This is a genomic window from Schaalia odontolytica (assembly GCF_031191545.1).
Taxonomy (GTDB): domain Bacteria; phylum Actinomycetota; class Actinomycetes; order Actinomycetales; family Actinomycetaceae; genus Pauljensenia; species Pauljensenia odontolytica.
This window is the reverse complement of record NZ_CP133472.1, coordinates 1,219,220-1,236,576: the sequence shown is the minus strand read 5'-3', so window position 1 is coordinate 1,236,576 and position 17,357 is coordinate 1,219,220. Positions and strand designations below refer to the sequence as shown.

The following is a 17,357-nucleotide window of genomic DNA, read 5'->3' as shown; positions in this document are numbered from 1 at the left end:
TCCGCTACTCATGCAGGTGAGGGCCGGTATGTGGCCCGACGCCCGTTCCACCATCACCCAGAACCCCACGCGACGCGCGGCGCAGGAGGAAGTGGCGGTTCGCGAAAGCCGCGCCCACGATGAACGCGATCCAGATTAGGGAGTAGACCAGGCCGGGGCGAGTATCGTCCCAGGCCGCCAGGATGATGCCCATGCAGCCCATGAACACCAGGACAACCCACGCGCTGAGCGCGCCGCCCGGGGCCTTGAATCGTGAAGACTTGTGCAGCTGCGGGCGCTTGCGCAGGTAGACGAGGTAGGACACGACGATGACGACCCACACGCCCATGAAGAGGGTGGCTGACACGGAGGTCACCAGGGTGAAGGCCTCAGAGATCGAGCCACCCATCCCCATGATGACGATGCCCGACAGGAGGCACACGCACGACAGGAACAGTGCGTTGAGGGGCACGTGGTGCTTGGACAGGCGGGCGAAGACACCGGGAGCCTGCTCCTGGCGGGCCAGGCCGTAGAGCATGCGCGACGTGGAGTAGATGCCCGAGTTCGCGCTCGATGCCGCCGAGGAGAGGACCACCAGGTTGACGATCGTGGCCGCGGCACCCAGGCCGGTCAACGAGAACATCGTGACGAAGGGGGAGCGCTCCGGGCTCACCTGATCCCACGGCGTCACCATCATGATGGCCGCGAGCGCCGCCACGTAGAACAGCATGATGCGCACGGGGATGGAGTTGACGGCCTTAGGCAGGGTGTTGTCCGGGTCGTCGGTCTCTGCGACGGTCGTGCCGACCATTTCGATGCCGATGAAGGCGAAGAGGGCGATCTGGAAGCCGCCGAGGAAGCCGGTGAATCCGGTCGGGAAGAAGCCTCCGTGGCTCCACAGGTTCGACACCGCGGCCGCTGTCCCTTCGGAGTCGACTGTCCCCATGGCAACCATGCCGAAACCGACGACCACCAGGGCGATGATCGCGACGATCTTAATGAGGGCGAACCAGAACTCCGTCTCGCCAAACGCCTTGACCGTCATCGCGTTGAGGGCGAAGAGCAACAGCGTCGTGGCACCGATGGGGATCCAGGCGGGCAGGTCCGGCCACCAGAAGCGCGCATAGCCCGTAATTGCGACCATGTCGGCGACTCCTGTGACAACCCAGCACGCCCAGTAGGTCCACCCCGTCACGAAACCGGCCCACGGGCCGATGAGGTCGCGGGCAATGTCCGCGAAGGTCGCGTACCTGTGGTCGGAGAGCAGCAGCTCGCCGAGGGTGCGCATGAATAGGAATAAGACGGCGCCGATGATCATGTACACCAGCAGGATCGAGGGACCCGCGACGGAGATCGTCTTACCCGAGCCCATGAACAGGCCCGTGCCAATCGCGCCACCGATGGCGATCAGCTGGATGTGGCGGTTCTTCAGCGTGCGCTGAAGTTTTTCGCCACCCTGCTGGGGCTCACCAGTCTCAACGTGCTCACTAGTCATCGTTTCCCTTTCCGCCAGGTCGCGCCCCGAGGGCGTTTTGCGCGACCTTTGCGCGCTTACATGAAGCGCTTGACTATCCAACGCTACCGCACGGTTAAGCCCATGAACGAATCTGGAGCCACGTATGGCAGCAACAACACAACCAAGTTAGGTTTACCTTATGACACAGAATGAGACGTTATCGCCCCGAGAGACCGGGGCACCCACGACCCCCAAGGGCACGCACCACTCCCCCGCTTCCCCGCGCAATCCCGCCACGGACACAAGCGTCCCCGCCACGGCTAAGAGCGAGCCTCACCAGGCAGTATCCGACGCTCCCGCCCCCGCATCCCCCGCCGTTTCCGCCTCCCCTCACGCAAGCATCTCCGCCACGGCGCAGGGCGGGCCTCAGCGGTCGACTGCCCCGGCCTCGTACCCCCTGATCTCCACGGCGACCATCGCCACGGATCGGGCGTCGCGCTACGGCAAGCAGCTGGTCACCCACATGGCTCACAAGATCACAGGTTCGTGGGACGGGCACACCGACACCGGCTACCTGCTGTTCGACCGCGAGGGTCCGGTCCAGGGACGCTTCGACGTGGTCGCGTCTGCGTCGGCGCTGAGTATTGAGCTGCGCACACTGCCCGAGCGCGCCGATCGCCTCGAATCCATCGTCGGCATCCACCTGGCGCGCTTTGGCGCGCGCGACTCCCTGGCCATCTCCTGGCGCCGAGCCGACGGCTCCGAGGGAACCTCGCAGGGGCCCCTCACCCCCGAAGAGGTCGAGGCCCACGCCCGCGCCAAGAAGGCGGCACGCGAGGCGGCGGGCAACAAGTAGGACTGGGGTAACCAATAGCACGACTGGGGAAATAGGAAGTACGTAACAGGGCCGTAAGTTTGCGCATACCCCACACGGTGCGCGCCACAACTGCTGCCCTGGACGTTACACCCGTTACGGGGCAGTACACCCGTTACGGGGCAGTACACCCGAACAGAGAGGGTGCACTGCCTACGTATCGGGTGCATTGCTTACGTATCGGGTGCATTGCTTACGTATCGGGTGCAGCACCCTCACCAACGATCACAACAGCACCGGCGGCGGAGCAGGCATTGAATTCCGATCTGCGGTGCGGACGGTACGCGCGGCCACTCAGCCACTTCATCAATGGCGCGCCTTACACCAAAGAGCAAGGGTTACCCACCCCTACACAAAACCCGGGACTTGACACACCTCTCCAAGGATCTAACACCCCAAAAGAGGCCCATACTCGGTGCGCGCCACAACTGCTGCCCTGGACGTTACACCCGTTACGGGGCAGTACACCCGTTACGTGGCACTACACCCGTTAGGGCAGTACACCCCTTACGTGGCACTACACCCGTTAGGGCAGTACACCCCTTACGTGGCACTACACCCGTTACGGGGCAGTACACCTCTTACGTGGCACTACACCCGAACAGAGAGGGTGCACTGCCTACGTATCGGGTGCATTACTTACGTATCGGGTGCAGCACCCTCACCAACGAGCACAACGGCGGACATAATCATTCGCGCACGCGCACATCTACGTCGCGAGCGCTGATCCGGCGACAAGGAGTAGCGACACCACCGACAGCCGCACCCCGCGACAAGTAACCCCAACAACAACAATCTCGCGACAAGTAACCCCAGCATCACGCAACCCCAACAACGATGCCCCGACATCAGGCAACAACCGCGACAACCATTCGCCACAACAAGGAACCCAGCAACGAACAAGCACGCGACAACAAGAAAACGACATCAACCCCCCCCCGACAACCACCACTAGAACCTAGAAACCTAGATAGAACCTAGAAACCTAGAGAACCTAGAGAACCTAGACGCATCAAAGAGCCCCCGCAGCCTCACGACTGCGGGGGCGTCACACGCGGCTTCGTCGCGCGCCGACGATTCGCGCGCACTCAACGGAATGCTTCGGCGCTGCCTGCACGGGTTATCCCGCGTCAGCGCGAAAGCTCAGATGATCTGCGGCCCTCAAGGTAGGTCTTCGCGGCGCGCAGGACCTGCTCCCACATGCCGATCGCATCATCGTAGGCCTGGCGAGCCACGGCCTCGTCGTCAGACACCGACGCCAGACCCGACTCCTCCACGTGGATGGCCACGCCGCCGCGCTCCTCGGACAACGAGATCTCAACGCGGGTCGCATACTCGTCCGGCAGCTCGTCGTCGGCCAGCGGGTACCAACGGAAGGCGACGACGTCCATCGGGTCCTCGTCGGCCTTCTCGATCAGCCAGTCGCCGGCGTCCGGGTCGCTCACGCGATAGAGGCCGTCGTCACCGAGGCTCACCTCGTGGTCACCCAGCGGGCCATCGTTGACCCACCAGCCCGGCTCCGACACGAGCACCCACGCGGCCTCGATGTCGCAGTCCACGACCACGTCGGTCTCGACGCGATCCAGCTCGTCCTCAACGTCGGCGTCAGAAGTCATGTCAAAGAAGCTCATACACCAACGGTACCGGGTCGAGCGCTCGCAGTCACGCGAATGGGGACCCAAACGGGCACCCATCAGCACTCAACGGGCACGCGAGCAGTTTCGGGAGCGGGTGCCCTCACACCCGCGACCAGCATGCGGATACGACGAGGCCGTGGCCGGCCCCGCGGGCAGGGAGAGTCGGCCACGGCCTCGTCGCGTCAAACAGCCTCAGGCGAGGCGCGTGATGCGGTAGCGCCAATCCACGGGACCGACCTCGAGGGTCTCGACGCGGTAGTGCTGCTCGGAGTCCTGGAGGTGCGCAAACAGCGGCTCGGGCTGGTGGGGCGCGCAGATCTGGATGTTCTCGCCGACGGGCAGGTTGTCGACCGCGGCGAAAAGGACCGCGTGGCGCACGACGCGGGGAATCGAGTGGATGACCAGCTCGTCCGCGCCGGGGCGGTGGATGACACCGGCACCAGCCGCGTGGGCCTTGCCGTGACCATGCCCGTGGCCTCCTCCGTGACCGCCGCAGCCACAGCCACCGGCTGTGGAGGCGATGGGCTCAGCGGCCATCTCGTGAGGACGCTCGGCGGGGGCTTCGGCGGCCTGCGCGCCATGCCCGTGGCCACCGCCATGGCCGTGACCGTGTCCACCGCAGCCACAGCCTCCACCACGCTGGTCGGGGGCCTGCTCGGCGGGAGCCGGAGCCTGCTCAGCGGCAGCGCGTTCCTTCTTGCCCTCGCCGCTGCAGCCGCACCCGCAGCTGCCGTCCTCGGAGGGGACGGTGTTGGCGTCGACCAGCTTGAACATCTGACGGTCAGTCATATCATTTCCTTATCTGTCGGCCCGAAAGGCCATTTCGGCATACCTCACCCAGTGTAGGCACGCCTCAGCCGCGCCCGCGCGTTCACTTGATGAGGAACTCAGCCTCGACCTCGACGCTGACGTTGAGGGGCAGAGCGGCGACGCCGACGGCGCTGCGCGCGTGCTGGCTGCCGAAGATCTCACCGAAGAGCTCGGAGGCACCGTTGATGACGCCGGCCTGTCCGTAGAAGTCGGGGCGAGAGGACACGAAGCCGACGACCTTGACGACACCCGCGAGGTTGTCGATGCCCCCCGCGACGGAGGCGGCCGCGGCCAGGGCATTGAGGGCGCACACGCGCGCCGCGTCCTTGGCATCCTCGGGGTCCGCGCCGTCCTCACCGACCGCGCCGATGCACACGGGTTCGCCGTCAACGACGGGGATCTGGCCGGAGGTACGCACGACACCGCGATCGATGACGGCGGGCACGTAGGCGGCGACGGGGGTCGCGACGGCGGGCAGTTCGAGGCCGAGTTCGGCGAGCTTCTCGGAGGGGAGCATGTGAGGTCCTTTCGTTCCATCGACGAGGCCGGGGCCTCGTCCCTATGGCCCCAGTTTAGTTGCGCTCTGCCCTGGGGTGGCGGGCGAGCGCGCGGGCGTGAGATCCCAGCCGATGCCTCGTCGAAAGAGACGAGAGCTCGGACGCGAGTGCGCCCCACGTGTCGACAATCACGCGGGGCGCACTCTCTTGCGGAGGCGTCAGCCCTGGGGAGCGGCCGGGGGCTGGCCGCCCTGTCCCGGACCACCGGCAGGGGGCTGGCCGCCCTGTCCCGGGCCGCCCGCCGGGGGCTGTCCACCCATCCCCATGCCTCCCTGACCAGCCGTCACCGAGGTCTCGGCGCCATCAACGCTCACCGTGTAGGCGGTGCCGTTGGTCATGCCGGAGGTGGAGTACAGGACGTTTCCGAAGGCCTTGGGGGAGGTGTAGGTGCCCAGGACCGCACCGGAGGAGTCCGTGATCGTCACGGTCGAGCCGGCGGAGCCGGACGCGGAGGCGGAGATCCAGCCCTGGCCGCCGGTCGCGGTCGGCGTCTCCACCATCTCGCTCGTCGCGAAGGCGATGACCGTGCCACCCGTGATGCTCATGGCGCCGTTGGAATCCAGGGCGCCGTTCGCGCCGGACGCCGGGCCATAGACGGTGGTCGTGCCGCCGCTGATGGTCAGCGAGCCGTTGGAGTCGAGGCCGTCTCCGTTCGCGTTGACGGTCACGCTGCCGCCGGTGATGTTCAGCTGCTCGCCGGTGTCCTCCATGGATCCGCCGCCATCAGCCATGCCGCCGGGGCCCGCCTGGGTCGCGGAGGTCGACGAGGTGCTCGCCGTGTCCTCGGAGGCGGTCTCCGCGGTGGCGGCCAGGCCGGCCTCGACCGTGATCGAGCCGGAGGCGTTGATGCCGTCGTCCGTAGATGTCAGGTCAACCGTACCGTCGGAGATTGTGATGAGGCCGCCCTCGAGGGCCTCGTTCGACTGGGTGACGGTCACGTTCGCGCCGTCCAGGACGGCAGCGACCTCGGTGTGTACGCCGTCGTCGCCGGAGGCAGCAGTGATCGTGCCGGAGCTGAGGCGCAGCGCGCCGTCGGAGTGGATGGCGTCGTCCCCGGAGTCGATGGTGGTGGTGCCACCGTCGACGATGATGTAGGTGCCGGCCTTGATTCCCTTGGCCGAGCCGGAGTCGGGCGCGCCAGCCGACGCACCGCCGCCCGAAGTGATCGACAGGGTGCCACCGGTGATGATCGCGTCGGTGTAGGCGTCGATGGCGTCGCCGGTCGAGGTCAGGGTGACCGTGCCATCCACGATGGAGACGTAGCCCTTGGTGTCGTCGTTGTCCTGGTCAGCCTTGAGGGCGTCGCCCCCGGAGTTGACTGTGACGGTGCCACCGGCCACGATCAGGGAGTCCTTGCCGCGCAGGCCGTCGTCCGAGGCCGTGGCGTTGATCGTGCCCCTCAGGACGTACAGGTCGTCCTTGGAGGTGATCGCGTCCGAGGTGCCGGAGGTCACGTTGAGCGTGCCCGAGCCGGTGATCGTCAGGTCCATGTCGGCGTAGATCGCGGCGTTCGCGTCCTCCGTGCCGGTGTAGGTGCCGTCGGTGATCGTTGAGGTTCCCTCGAGAGAGAGGACAAGGTCGTCGCCGCTGGTCGCTTCGATCGCTGCACCCGTCGAGGAGGTGATGGTCGCATTGTCGAGGATCAGGACGACACGGTCCTTGGTACCCGCGGCAACCAGGATCTTTCCGTTGAATGAGCCGCTCAGTCGGTAGACGCCTGCCTTGGAGATGGTCAGCACGCCGTCACTCACGCTCGCGGCGTCGGACGAGGAGGTCGCGGTCGTGCCGCTCAGGGTCACGTCGACGGCGTCCGAAGCCTTCCAGTCACTGTCATCCACGTGGGAGGCCTCCGAGTTCGAGGCCAGAGCGTCGGCCGCGGTGGGCGGCGCGGTCGTGTCGCCGTTGCTTCCGGCGGCGGCGACGGCTGCGGTGGCCGAGGCCGTGGACGAGCCAGCGGAGGAGGTCGCGCCCGTGGTGCTGCAGGCTCCCAGGGCGAGGGCTCCGACGAGGGCGAGAGCGCCGATCGTCCGGGCGGGGGTCCAGATTTTCTGAAGAGCTTTCATTGATACGTCTCTTTCGTGCAATTTACGCTTGTATTTGTTGTGACGAACGCTTGCCTGTCGATTGCTATCGCTTCGTCAAGCGGCGGCGTTGCGTCTGTCAGTCTGACGCTCAGGCTGCCACCGCGAGGTGCGCGGCACCCATGAGCTGCGGCGCATCCACGTATTCGTGAAAGTAGCGGTCGAGCGTGCGGTGCCACTTGTTCGCTGGCAGGTGGTGCATGGCGGCCATCGCGGTCCCGTACTTGGATATCTTGACGGGGCGCACGCCGCTCGCCCATAGGAGGTGGTCCACGACCGAAGGGGTTGCCCCCGACTTCGTTTCGATAATCACCAAGTCGGGTCGGGCGAGCTCGGTGCGATCCGTGCGCAGCGAGCGCCACGTCAGGCCCGTGTCCACCGTCGCCCGCCCCTGGCCGCTTGGCAGGAGCAGGGTGTTGCGCTCGTAGGATCCCGCGAGCACCGGCTCAAGCGCTGGAACCAGATGGGCGTAGCCCGTCGGCTCAACCTTGCCGGCCACCCACGTGCGGCGCTGACCCGCGAGAGGGGCCCCTGCCTCGTCCGAGGCGATCGGCATGCGCTTCTTAACGGTCACTCCGCGCGGTCCGCGGGTCTTGACCTCCAGGAAAGACTCGTCGGACGAGAAGTACGTGCGGGAGCGGACCTTGAAGCGGCGGCGGCGCTTGAGCGCGGTCAGCATGTACGAGTCCATGTCGGGAGTGTCGTAGTAGGTGGAGGCGTAGCCCTGGGACACCTGGCCGTTGATCTGCAGAACCTTCGTGCCTTCAGGAAGATGGCTCAGGATCGCCGAGGCGGCGGTGGCGTCCAGCGCATACTTGCGGTCCACTCGGGTCAGCATCGCCGCGCGTTTGTTGAGTTCGTCGAGGCCGATCGAGTTGAGGCCAGCGACAATCGAGTCCAGGGTGGCGTTCATGAGGGGTTCCTTTGCTGTCAGAGCCTGCGCGGCGGGTCGGCGGGTCAGGCGACCTTCGAGCGCACGTCCACGAGGGTCAGGTCGTTGACGAGATCCAGCTTGACGACGTTGACCGAGGCGACGTTGGCACCGAGGCGCTGCTCGAGGGCGACCTTCAGTTCCTCCTGGTCTGCGATCGCACGATCCAGCTGAACCGTCTGCGAGGTGTAGCGGCCAAAGATGAGCTTCGAATCACCGAAGGCGAGAGCCACGAGGATCAGGGCGATCATCCCACCGAGCAGCGTTGTCACTTCCGAGGACATGCCCGTCAGGAGTCCGAGGGCCAGCGATGCAAAGTAGTAGGCGATTTCCGTCTGCGAGATCTGGTCCGAACGCAGTCGGATGATCGAGAGAACACCGAAGAGGCCGAGGCCCAGTCCCGCGCTGACGGTCGAGTTCGCGAGGATCATCGTGACGGCCAGGACACCGACATTCACTCCGAGGAAGGCTGCGACCAGGTCGGCGCGGCGGTGGCGTGGGAAGTAGAGGCCGAACACGAGGACGGCCATGGCGGCCAGGTCAATGGCGATGAGAATCGGGGCGGTCATTGGTGTCTCCTTTTGTCGATGCACCTATTCCCTCACCCGACCCTATGAGGAACCTATGAGGCTCTCATATTTCCCATATGACTTTTGGGAGTGTTGCTGTGAAGCTGTGAATGCTGCTGTTCGTGCAGGCTTTTTCGTTGATCTGCTGGGGTTTTGATTGCTGTGTGGCGCCGCTGGTGTTCTGTGCGCCGCGTGTGCGTTGTCAGGCCGGGCTGCTCGATGCGCCCGTGGCCTGCGGGCCGCCCCATTGATGGTGTTACCTGTGGCCCCACGGGTGTTCCAGGCGCCGGAGCGCCCGGCCGCCCGCGAGACTTGGCGACCTCACTTCGTTCGGCACCGCGTCTCGAAGCCCGCCCGTGCCCTCCGGACCCTCCGGCGCCCTCCACACCAGTGGGGCCGGGTCGCTGTTCGGCAGCTCGGCGCCGCGTCTCGAAGCCCGGCCATGCCCTGCAGGCCACGCGGCAACCTCCAATCGGGCGTTCCGTAGTGGCAACCCGGGCCCTGACACAACCCACAAGCACCGCAACGAGGACAAAAGCCCCTCGCAGCCGACTTGCCCGAAACCAATGACACCTCTGTCGATGCTCCCTCACACCGGTTTGTAACCGTTGGCACCACCGTCAACAACAAACGGCCATTATTGGTCCATTTTCCGCCCGCAAAGGCGTCACGGGTTTCATGCACCCCTCACCGAGCAGCCACAAAGGTGTCCCCGGTTTCACCCTCTCCAGGCACTACGCCCACAGCCCAAACCTCGCGTGGCGTGCGCAAAGACAGCGACGCCGGTGGCACACTGGCCACATGACTGACGCCCCCGCACCCCGCACTCGAACGAACGAGCCGGCCCAGGCCTCGTCCCTCCCATCCCTGGCGATCACCGGCGCGTCCGGGAACGTCGGTGGCGCCGCCGCCCGACTGCTCGCCGAGCGCGGCCTGCCCCTGCGACTCCTCGCGAACACACCGTCGCGCGCTCCCGAGCTGCCCGGAGCTATCGCGGTGAAGTGCTCGTACGAGGACACGCTCACGACGCGGGTCGCGCTGGAGGGCGTTGACGTCCTCTTCATGGTGTCCGCGCCCGAGAGCGAGGACCGCCTGTCCAAGCACCTCGCCTTCGTCGACGCCGCCGCGGCCTCCGGGGTGCGCCACATCGTGTACCTGTCGTTTATGAATGCGGCGCCGGACTCGACTTTTACGCTGGCACGCACGCACTTCCATACGGAGGAGCGCATCAAGGCGTCGGGTATGACATACACGTTCCTGCGCGACAACTTCTATGCGGACTTTTTCGTGGCGCTTCCGGACGAGGAGGGTCGCATCCTCGGGCCTGCCGGCGATGGGCGCGTGGGCGTGGTCGCACGCGAGGACGCGGGGCGCGTGGCCGCGGGTGTCCTGGCGGATCCGGCACGTTACGAGAATCAGACTCTCGACGTGACGGGCCCCGAGGCCCTGACCCTCGACGAGATCGCCGCAATCCTCACCCGCGTGTGGGGCCACCCCGTCACCTACGTGCGCGAAACCGTCGAGGAGGCGTACGAGTCACGCAAGAAGTGGCCGGCCGCCCAGTGGGAGTACGACTCGTGGGTGTCAACGTACACGTCGATCGCGCACGGCGAGATGGACGTCGTCTCCACGACGGTGCGCGACGTGACGGGCCGCGACCCACTCACCTTCGAGGAGGTCGCCCGGGCGGCACTGGTGCCCAGCCGCTGACTGCCGCGGTTTTGGCTCGGCTGGCCCGGTCATCGTTACATCAACGAGGACAGGGTTCCGTTATGTGCTTATGCTAGTTCGCACCCCTCACCCATACTTGCGACTCCGATCACGCTGCTGCTAGTGTCAAATCATGGAACACATGTCCGTGAACACACATCCCGAGGTTGCACCTCCAGTCCTTTATGTACCCATTGACCAACGGTCTGACGGTGAGTACGGCTTTTCGTTGGCTCACATGTTCAACGAAGCACGTCTACTCCTGGCTTACACTTCCCTTGACCGATTGCTTGACGGGTTGGGCGAAACTCAACCGTGGGGTCTCATCGAAACGAAGCGCCTTCCAGAACTCAAAGAAGAAATAGGATTTGACGCAATCGAGATTGATCGTTATTTCGAGCCAGAAGCACGCGAACGGAAACAGCAATGACCGCAGACCTCGTCATCACCGAAGACATGATCTTCAACATGGCAAGAAAGTATGAAGAGTTTGCAGATTCATCTAAAGAAATCCCACCAAAACTGCCCATATCTATTGACGCCGGCATTGCCACTGACATCATCATCGACATATTGGGCACTCTTGATTTTGCTGCAACGACATTCGCCGAGAAATGTCAAGGCAGTGCGGACAACCTACGAATCTTGGTGGCACAACATAAAGAGGAGGAAGAACAAGTAACAAACTATTTTCTGAATTTGGAACAGGAGCTCAGCTAATGGGAATGGTGGCAGGAAACGGAGGACATCCCCAGGACGCCGTCGGTCTCATAGATACCAGAATTTATGGAAACCCCGAAGAGATCCGCGAAGCTGCGGCAGTCATCGAAAAGCTCCATAATACCTTCTCCGATGCATTTATCGAGATGATGAATTCCCTCGTTCCAATGCCCGAATACTGGGCCGGAAAGAGTGCTGACGCCTACGAAGAAGCACTATTTGATTTTCGTTTAAAAACCGAGGAAAACTCCGATTTTGCATATAGGTCATGGGAAGCAATGCGCGCATACGCGCAACAGCTCGACTACCACTACCGCGACATGGAGACGATCCGCACAAATGCCAGAGCATGCGGACTTGACGTAATTAATGAATACGACATCGCTGCCCCTCCACTTCTTGGTCAAGAACCACCCATGCCAGCATCCAACGCATCGATGCAAGAACAAGACCAATACCGTGCTGATATTTATGAATATGAGCAACACAAGCAGCGCTTAAGGGACTTTGCCGAACTCCGAGAAAAGGCCCGTCTTGTCCGCGACGATCTCGAGCAATGGGTAATTAAACATCTACAGAGCGTGCAAGCCAATGCCCCAGAGCCTTTTATGAAACAAACACAGGACGGAACACTGGAGAAGTTGAAGACCCACTGGACCTTAGCTTCTATGACACTCGAAGGTTCAACGAGCGCACAGCAAAAAACAAGACTTAAAGAACTTGAAAAGGCTAATTCACGCTTCACTAGAGTAGCGCAGAATCCGTCAATGAAGAGGGTTCCACCCCTAATGAATCAGAGATTGTCAGAGGCTATGGAAGCAAGGAAAGACTACCGCACTGCTTCCAACGTTGCGTCTACAACCGCAAAGAACATCAACCGAATCAATAATCTATTGCTTGCCTACGAAGTAGCAACGAGCGACGAGCCATCTGCGACTGCAGTATCTGGTGTTGCTGGCATCGTTGGGGGATACATCGGGTCATCGGTTGCAGCAGAAGTTACCGTTACACTCACTGCTCCTGCTGTCTTTCTAGCTGGCGGTGAGGTACTGGCTGCCGCGGCCGCGACGGCCGGTTCCGCCTATCTAGCCGACGTTGCTTACAAACAGGTACCTCTTGAGTATCGTGAACGCATCGACAACACTCTCTGGCACCTGCCGTACTACGTCGGATTAGGCTGGTGACCATGACTCGATCACGACGTTCGGGGATCAGCGGATTCTTCTCGAGCATCTTTTCCAATCGCACCGAGTCGCTCGCAGGTGAAGACAGATGGCGGCGCAACGAGTGGAAACGTGCACTAGTTTCGATCGTCATCGTCGCTCTCGGGATAGCGATCGTTGAAGGAATCTATCGCCTGACACACTACGGGGATTTCCGTTTCGTCGTCTATCTGGCTTCAATTCCGGTAGTAGCTGGAGTGCCCCAGGTGACATGCGACTCGATAGCTCCCTATCTGCGTTCCCATGTTCGATTCGTCAACGGACACGTTGTCATACAAGGTGAGCGCCTCACCAACATCGGATACCTCACTAGCTACGCGATCCTCTGCATGACCGTCGTAGGAGCACTCGTGTCCGGTTTCCTATCACACAACTTCAAGATAGCTATCGGCATTGCGGTAGTAGCAGCATTTTTTGCCTATCATCTCTTTTCTGAGAATCCAATAGAAGACCTGAAAAACACCATCAAGGATCGTTCAATAACGGTGTTATCCCCAGATAGCATCGACTTTCACGCGGCTCCACATCTGTCAATCCATAAGCGTCTGGAATCCGCCTCTAGCAGATGCGGCAGCGACGCCTCCTTCCGGTGGGATCAGAACGTGCGAATTTTCGACATCAACACCGACAAGCTTCATGTTGACCTCCTCGCTGACCCCGACACGTACGACGGGCCGTGGGGATTGTGCTGCCGGACGATCGGCATCCCCTTCACCGGCCTCGACGCCCTCATCCGCCACTTCAACGAGCACCCCGAGGACCGCCCGCTACTTGCCACACCGGAAGGCGTCAACCTCGTTAACGACATCCTCTCCCAAGCCCGCTCAGAACTCACCACCAGGAAAGGCAAGCACGCATGAAGTCCAAGAAACGCATCCTCATCTACCAGATGTTTGTTGGACACCGCGCACCGACTGACGCTAACCTGCAACGTTCACCGCACCACACCGCATCGAACTTAGGTGGTAACCGTGGCACGATCGCGACGTCGAGGGATCAGCGGATTCCTCCCCAACATCTTCTCCAATCGCGATGAGTCGCTCGCGGGCGAAGACCAGTGGAGGCGCAGCGAGTGGAAACGTGCACTAGTTGGGACCATCATCCTCGCTGTCGGTATAGCGATCGTTGAAGGAATCTTCCGCCTTACACATTTTCAGAGCTTTCGCACAGTCGTCATATTGGTCTCACTCATCTTGACAGCGGGCTTTCCTCAGATGGCATGCGACTCCGTTGCTCCTTTCCTACGTCCACGAATCAGCTTTGTCGACGGGCATGTCGTGATACGAGGTGAGCGCCTCACCTCCATCGGACGTCTCGCTAGCTACGTACTTTTCTCAGCCTTTGCTATCTTCTTCATCATTTCCGGGTTCATTGCGCATGAGCTGGTGCGCACTTTTCACTTCGCTTTGATTCCTGCTTGTTTCGCCTATTTTCTTTACTCAATGAACCCGCTGCGAGACTTCACAGCCACTCTGTCGGACAGGTCGACGACAACCTTGGCCACGGAGGGAATCACCTTCCATATGGCCCATCATCTTTCGGTTGATGCAGACTTGGAGTCCACCTCTAGCGGATGCGGCAGCGACGCCTCCTTCCGGTGGGACCACAACGTCAAGATCTACGATCTCAGCACGACGAGCTACCACGTTGATCTCCTCGCTGACCCCGACACATACGACGGTCCGTGGGGCTTGTGCTGCCGGACGATCGGCATCCCCTTCACCGGCCTCGACGCCCTCATGCGACACTTCAACGAGCACCCTGAGGACCGCCCGCTACTAGCCACACCACAGGGCGTCGATCTCGTCAACGACATCCTCTCCCAAGCGCGCTCAGAACTCACCACCAGGAAAGGCAAGCACGCATGAAGTCCAAGAAACGCATCCTCGTCGGCCTGATCGTCGCGGTTCTGGCCGCCATTGTCATCTACCCAATGCTACCGCTCGAATACCGCGAGGCCATTGCCTCGTTCTTTGCCCACCCTCTGTACTACCTGGGGTTGGGCAACTGGTGAGCGCTCCAATAGAACGCGCTTAACCCAGGAAGGCAGCGGGATCGTCCACGAGTGCATCCAGCACTCGGAACGCCGCACCCCAAACCGTCAGCGACGCAGAATCCGGCAGCACCTCAACGATCGGCGAGGACCACGGGGCCTGCAGCGTGCGCGTCTCGATTTCCTCGCGCGCCGGATCCAGCAGGGCGTCACTCAGCTCGGCGACAGCTCCACCCAACACGACGTGAGGGATGTCCATCGCGTTGATGACCCCCGACAACACGCGCCCGAGGGCCGCTCCGGCCTCCGCCAGCACGGCTCGGGCACGCTCCTGCTCCGCGCTCACACCAAGAGACCCAGAGGTCTTCACCCCGGCCTCGTCAACGAGGCCCGCGCAACGTAGAATCCCGAGTGCCCCGGACCCCGCGGGGGCGCCCACATGCTCGGCGAGGGCGCGCACACCCAGGTAGGCCTCGAGGCATCCACGCGCCCCGCAACGGCACAGCGGCCCATTGGGATCCGCGCACATGTGCCCGATTTCGCCGGACCAGGCACGCGCCCCGCTCATCGGTCGATGATCAACGATGATGCCAGCGCCAACGCCCACCTCACCCGACACGTACACGAAGGTCGACGGACCACCGGCCACCCCCGGTCCCGTGTAGGCAACCGCGTAGGCCGCCAGGTCCGCTTCGTTCGCGACGACCACCGGGTTCAGGTCGGCGAGCGGGGCAAGTAGCTGGTCATGCGGGATGTCTCGCCACCCCAAGTTCGGGGCGAGCGCCAGCCGGGTCGGCGACACCAAGCCCGGCAACCCAACGCCCGTCCCCAGGAACAGGGCACCATCGGGAAGGGTGCCCTCTAACAGAGTGTGGGCCTCTCGGGCCGCGAGCGCCATCGTCTCCTCCGGCGCACTGTCGGCAAAATCGCTCTCAATCCGGCGGTGCCCGAGCTCCCGTCCTGCGATATCGACGAGCATGACATCGAGGCTCGCGACGTCCACTTCGACGCCGAGGGCGACGGCGCTGCCCTCCGCGGGGGTGAGGCGGTTGGCCGGGCGGCCACGGCCGCCGCCGTCGCCAGGTTCGAGTTCTCGCACGAGTCCAGCACCCACCAGGTCGTCCACGAGGCGCGAGATAGTCGCGCGCGTCATTCCGGTGCGCTGCGAGAGGCCTGCGCGCGTGACCTCGCCCGGCGAGGCGAGGATGTTGCGCAGCACCGTCGACATGTTGGATGCGCGCACGTTTTCCGACTTCACGCCGCGGTTCTGAGCGCCCATCCCCCGCTCCGAGGGGCACGGTGAAGCGACCGGGCCGCGACTGATTCGGCCGGCGTCGTTGGCGCTGTCGGAACGGGTCGGCATGGACCCAGGCTACCGTGTCAGGGTAGCGGTGCCCACCCGTCGCACGGACTTGTCGGAGGGCCTTGACGAACGCGCACGCAGATATTAAGTTTTACCCCACAACAAATAAATTGTGACGACGCAAACACGGTGCGCAACGACCGCGCGACCAAACAGGCGGGCACAACACACACCAGCATCCGCCGCCACACAACGATACGCAGCGCCGCCGACGACGCAGCATCATCCCCTCCAACTGAACACCGACGTTCGAAAGGACACCACCATGACAACCACCCCCGACAACAAGTTCTCCTTCGGCCTGTGGACGGTCGGCTGGAATGCGGTCGACCCCTTCGGCACGGGGACCCGCCCAGTCCTGGACCCGTGGGAGTACACGGAAAAGCTCGCGGAGGTCGGCGCGTGGGGCATTACCTTCCACGACAATGACGTGTTCGACTTTGACGCGTCGGATCAGGAGCGTCACGACCGCGTCATGAAGGTGAAGGAGGCGGCCGATGCGGCTGGCCTCGTCATCGAGATGGTCACGACGAATACCTTCACTCACCCGGTCTTCAAGGATGGCGGCCTGACGAACAACGACCGTTCGATCCGCCGTTTCGGCCTGCGCAAGATCCTGCGCAACGTGGACTTGGCTGCGGAGATGGGGGCGACGACCTTCGTCATGTGGGGCGGACGCGAGGGCGCGGAGTACGACTCGTCGAAGGACCTGAACGCGGCGTTCGACCGCTACAAGGAGGGCCTGGACACGGTCGCCGCCTACATTAAGTCGCGCGGCTACAACCTCAAGATTGGCCTAGAGCCGAAGCCGAATGAGCCTCGCGGCGACATCTTCCTGCCGACGGTCGGCCACGCACTGGCCCTCATCGCGCAGCTGGAGCACGGTGACATCGTGGGCCTGAACCCAGAGACGGGCCACGAGCAGATGGCGGGCCTGAACTACACGCATGCGCTCGCGCAGGCGCTGAACGCGGGCAAGCTCTTCCACATCGACCTCAACGGCCAGTCGGGCATCAAGTACGACCAGGATAAGGCGTTCGGCCACGGCGACCTGGCCAGCGCGTTCTTCACGGTCGATCTGCTGGAGAACGGCTTCCCGGGCGGTGGCCCGCGCTACGAGGGTCCGCGCCACTTCGACTACAAGCCGAGCCGCACGGAGGGGATGGAGGGCGTGTGGGAGTCCGCGCGCGCGAACATCGAGATGTACCTGACTCTCGCCCAGAAGGCCCGCGCGTTCCGCGAGGATCCGGTGACCCGCGAGCTGCTCGAGGCTGCGTCGGTTCCCGAGCTGAGCGAATCCACGCTGGCCGCGGGCGAATCCCTTGAGGACTTCCTGGCGGATCGCAGCTCCTACGAGGACTTCGACGCGCAGGCCGCGGGCGAGCGCGAGTACCACTTCGTGGAGCTGTACCAGCAGGCGATGCGTCACCTGATCGGCTGATCGTCTCTTCGAC

Annotated in this window: 17 protein-coding genes; 9 read left to right on the top strand and 8 right to left on the bottom strand. The window is 63.2% G+C overall.

The window, feature by feature from the left end:
• Nucleotides 1-4: 4 nt before the first annotated feature.
• On the bottom strand, nt 5-1,474 hold the full coding sequence (locus RDV55_RS05295; RefSeq protein WP_111823334.1) for an amino acid permease: 1,470 nt from the start codon (nt 1,472-1,474) through the stop codon (nt 5-7).
• 160 nt (nt 1,475-1,634) lie between these two features.
• Here RDV55_RS05295 and RDV55_RS05290 point away from each other — a divergent pair, with 160 nt between their 5' ends.
• Nucleotides 1,635-2,291 carry a DUF2218 domain-containing protein gene (locus RDV55_RS05290; protein ID WP_245907661.1) on the top strand — a complete coding sequence of 219 codons (657 nt, stop codon included), beginning with the start codon at nt 1,635-1,637 and terminating at the stop codon, nt 2,289-2,291.
• 1,148 nt (nt 2,292-3,439) lie between these two features.
• Here the strand turns inward: RDV55_RS05290 and RDV55_RS05285 are convergent.
• The 6 genes from RDV55_RS05285 to RDV55_RS05260 all read right to left on the bottom strand — a co-directional run bounded on the left by RDV55_RS05285 (nt 3,440) and on the right by RDV55_RS05260 (nt 8,894).
• Nucleotides 3,440-3,940 (bottom strand): SRPBCC family protein, encoded by a 501-nt coding sequence (locus tag RDV55_RS05285; RefSeq protein WP_111823525.1) that lies wholly within the window; start codon nt 3,938-3,940, stop codon nt 3,440-3,442.
• Between the two features lie 198 nt (nt 3,941-4,138).
• On the bottom strand, nt 4,139-4,735 hold the full coding sequence (locus RDV55_RS05280; protein ID WP_111823333.1) for a DUF2249 domain-containing protein: 597 nt from the start codon (nt 4,733-4,735) through the stop codon (nt 4,139-4,141).
• Between the two features lie 82 nt (nt 4,736-4,817).
• Complete coding sequence (locus RDV55_RS05275; protein ID WP_111823332.1) at nt 4,818-5,273, bottom strand: RidA family protein; 456 nt, start codon at nt 5,271-5,273, stop codon at nt 4,818-4,820.
• 198 nt (nt 5,274-5,471) lie between these two features.
• Nucleotides 5,472-7,376 carry a carbohydrate-binding domain-containing protein gene (locus RDV55_RS05270; protein ID WP_111823331.1) on the bottom strand — a complete coding sequence of 635 codons (1,905 nt, stop codon included), beginning with the start codon at nt 7,374-7,376 and terminating at the stop codon, nt 5,472-5,474.
• A gap of 109 nt (nt 7,377-7,485) precedes the next feature.
• A complete protein-coding gene (locus RDV55_RS05265; protein WP_111823330.1) occupies nt 7,486-8,307 on the bottom strand; it encodes a polyphosphate polymerase domain-containing protein in 822 nt (273 codons plus the stop codon).
• A 44-nt stretch (nt 8,308-8,351) separates the two neighbouring features.
• Complete coding sequence (locus RDV55_RS05260; RefSeq protein ID WP_111823329.1) at nt 8,352-8,894, bottom strand: DUF4956 domain-containing protein; 543 nt, start codon at nt 8,892-8,894, stop codon at nt 8,352-8,354.
• An 801-nt stretch (nt 8,895-9,695) separates the two neighbouring features.
• Here RDV55_RS05260 and RDV55_RS05255 point away from each other — a divergent pair.
• The 7 genes from RDV55_RS05255 (at nt 9,696) to RDV55_RS05225 (ending at nt 14,561) form a co-directional block, all read left to right on the top strand.
• Complete coding sequence (locus tag RDV55_RS05255; RefSeq protein WP_111823328.1) at nt 9,696-10,604, top strand: SDR family oxidoreductase; 909 nt, start codon at nt 9,696-9,698, stop codon at nt 10,602-10,604.
• A gap of 133 nt (nt 10,605-10,737) precedes the next feature.
• The gene (locus RDV55_RS05250; RefSeq protein WP_111823327.1) at nt 10,738-11,034 is read left to right on the top strand and encodes an SAV_915 family protein; all 297 of its coding nucleotides are present in this window, start codon (nt 10,738-10,740) and stop codon (nt 11,032-11,034) included.
• Nucleotides 11,031-11,324, top strand: coding sequence for a hypothetical protein (locus RDV55_RS05245; protein WP_111823326.1), 294 nt, complete (start codon nt 11,031-11,033; stop codon nt 11,322-11,324). The genes RDV55_RS05250 and RDV55_RS05245 overlap by 4 nt, the downstream gene beginning before the upstream one ends.
• Nucleotides 11,324-12,508, top strand: coding sequence for a WXG100 family type VII secretion target (locus RDV55_RS05240; RefSeq protein ID WP_133256513.1), 1,185 nt, complete (start codon nt 11,324-11,326; stop codon nt 12,506-12,508). The genes RDV55_RS05245 and RDV55_RS05240 overlap by 1 nt, the downstream gene beginning before the upstream one ends.
• A gap of 2 nt (nt 12,509-12,510) precedes the next feature.
• The gene (locus RDV55_RS05235) at nt 12,511-13,407 is read left to right on the top strand and encodes a hypothetical protein (protein ID WP_245907660.1); all 897 of its coding nucleotides are present in this window, start codon (nt 12,511-12,513) and stop codon (nt 13,405-13,407) included.
• 111 nt (nt 13,408-13,518) lie between these two features.
• The gene (locus tag RDV55_RS05230) at nt 13,519-14,415 is read left to right on the top strand and encodes a hypothetical protein (protein ID WP_245907659.1); all 897 of its coding nucleotides are present in this window, start codon (nt 13,519-13,521) and stop codon (nt 14,413-14,415) included.
• Nucleotides 14,412-14,561 carry a hypothetical protein gene (locus RDV55_RS05225; protein WP_165835838.1) on the top strand — a complete coding sequence of 50 codons (150 nt, stop codon included), beginning with the start codon at nt 14,412-14,414 and terminating at the stop codon, nt 14,559-14,561. Before RDV55_RS05230 ends, RDV55_RS05225 begins: the two co-directional genes overlap by 4 nt.
• A 19-nt stretch (nt 14,562-14,580) precedes the next feature.
• On the opposite strand, the gene RDV55_RS05220 is transcribed toward RDV55_RS05225, so the two are convergent.
• Nucleotides 14,581-15,903, bottom strand: a complete 1,323-nt coding sequence (locus RDV55_RS05220; RefSeq protein WP_111823323.1) for an ROK family transcriptional regulator — start codon at nt 15,901-15,903, stop codon at nt 14,581-14,583.
• Between the two features lie 265 nt (nt 15,904-16,168).
• Between RDV55_RS05220 and xylA the strand changes: the two genes are divergently transcribed.
• Entirely contained in the window at nt 16,169-17,344 is a 1,176-nt protein-coding gene (gene xylA, locus RDV55_RS05215; protein WP_111823322.1) for a xylose isomerase, read from the top strand.
• Nucleotides 17,345-17,357 lie beyond the last annotated feature (13 nt).

Coding starts and splice junctions, on each gene's coding strand:
- RDV55_RS05265 (WP_111823330.1), bottom strand. CDS start 8,307: ATGAACGCCACCCTGGACTCGATTGTCGCTGGCCTCAACTCGATCGGC.
- RDV55_RS05240 (WP_133256513.1), top strand. CDS start 11,324: ATGGGAATGGTGGCAGGAAACGGAGGACATCCCCAGGACGCCGTCGGT.
- RDV55_RS05285 (WP_111823525.1), bottom strand. CDS start 3,940: ATGAGCTTCTTTGACATGACTTCTGACGCCGACGTTGAGGACGAGCTG.
- RDV55_RS05275 (WP_111823332.1), bottom strand. CDS start 5,273: ATGCTCCCCTCCGAGAAGCTCGCCGAACTCGGCCTCGAACTGCCCGCC.
- RDV55_RS05235 (WP_245907660.1), top strand. CDS start 12,511: ATGACTCGATCACGACGTTCGGGGATCAGCGGATTCTTCTCGAGCATC.
- RDV55_RS05255 (WP_111823328.1), top strand. CDS start 9,696: ATGACTGACGCCCCCGCACCCCGCACTCGAACGAACGAGCCGGCCCAG.
- RDV55_RS05220 (WP_111823323.1), bottom strand. CDS start 15,903: ATGCCGACCCGTTCCGACAGCGCCAACGACGCCGGCCGAATCAGTCGC.
- RDV55_RS05270 (WP_111823331.1), bottom strand. CDS start 7,376: ATGAAAGCTCTTCAGAAAATCTGGACCCCCGCCCGGACGATCGGCGCT.
- RDV55_RS05260 (WP_111823329.1), bottom strand. CDS start 8,894: ATGACCGCCCCGATTCTCATCGCCATTGACCTGGCCGCCATGGCCGTC.
- RDV55_RS05250 (WP_111823327.1), top strand. CDS start 10,738: ATGGAACACATGTCCGTGAACACACATCCCGAGGTTGCACCTCCAGTC.
- RDV55_RS05280 (WP_111823333.1), bottom strand. CDS start 4,735: ATGACTGACCGTCAGATGTTCAAGCTGGTCGACGCCAACACCGTCCCC.
- RDV55_RS05245 (WP_111823326.1), top strand. CDS start 11,031: ATGACCGCAGACCTCGTCATCACCGAAGACATGATCTTCAACATGGCA.
- RDV55_RS05295 (WP_111823334.1), bottom strand. CDS start 1,474: ATGACTAGTGAGCACGTTGAGACTGGTGAGCCCCAGCAGGGTGGCGAA.
- xylA (WP_111823322.1), top strand. CDS start 16,169: ATGACAACCACCCCCGACAACAAGTTCTCCTTCGGCCTGTGGACGGTC.
- RDV55_RS05290 (WP_245907661.1), top strand. CDS start 1,635: ATGACACAGAATGAGACGTTATCGCCCCGAGAGACCGGGGCACCCACG.
- RDV55_RS05225 (WP_165835838.1), top strand. CDS start 14,412: ATGAAGTCCAAGAAACGCATCCTCGTCGGCCTGATCGTCGCGGTTCTG.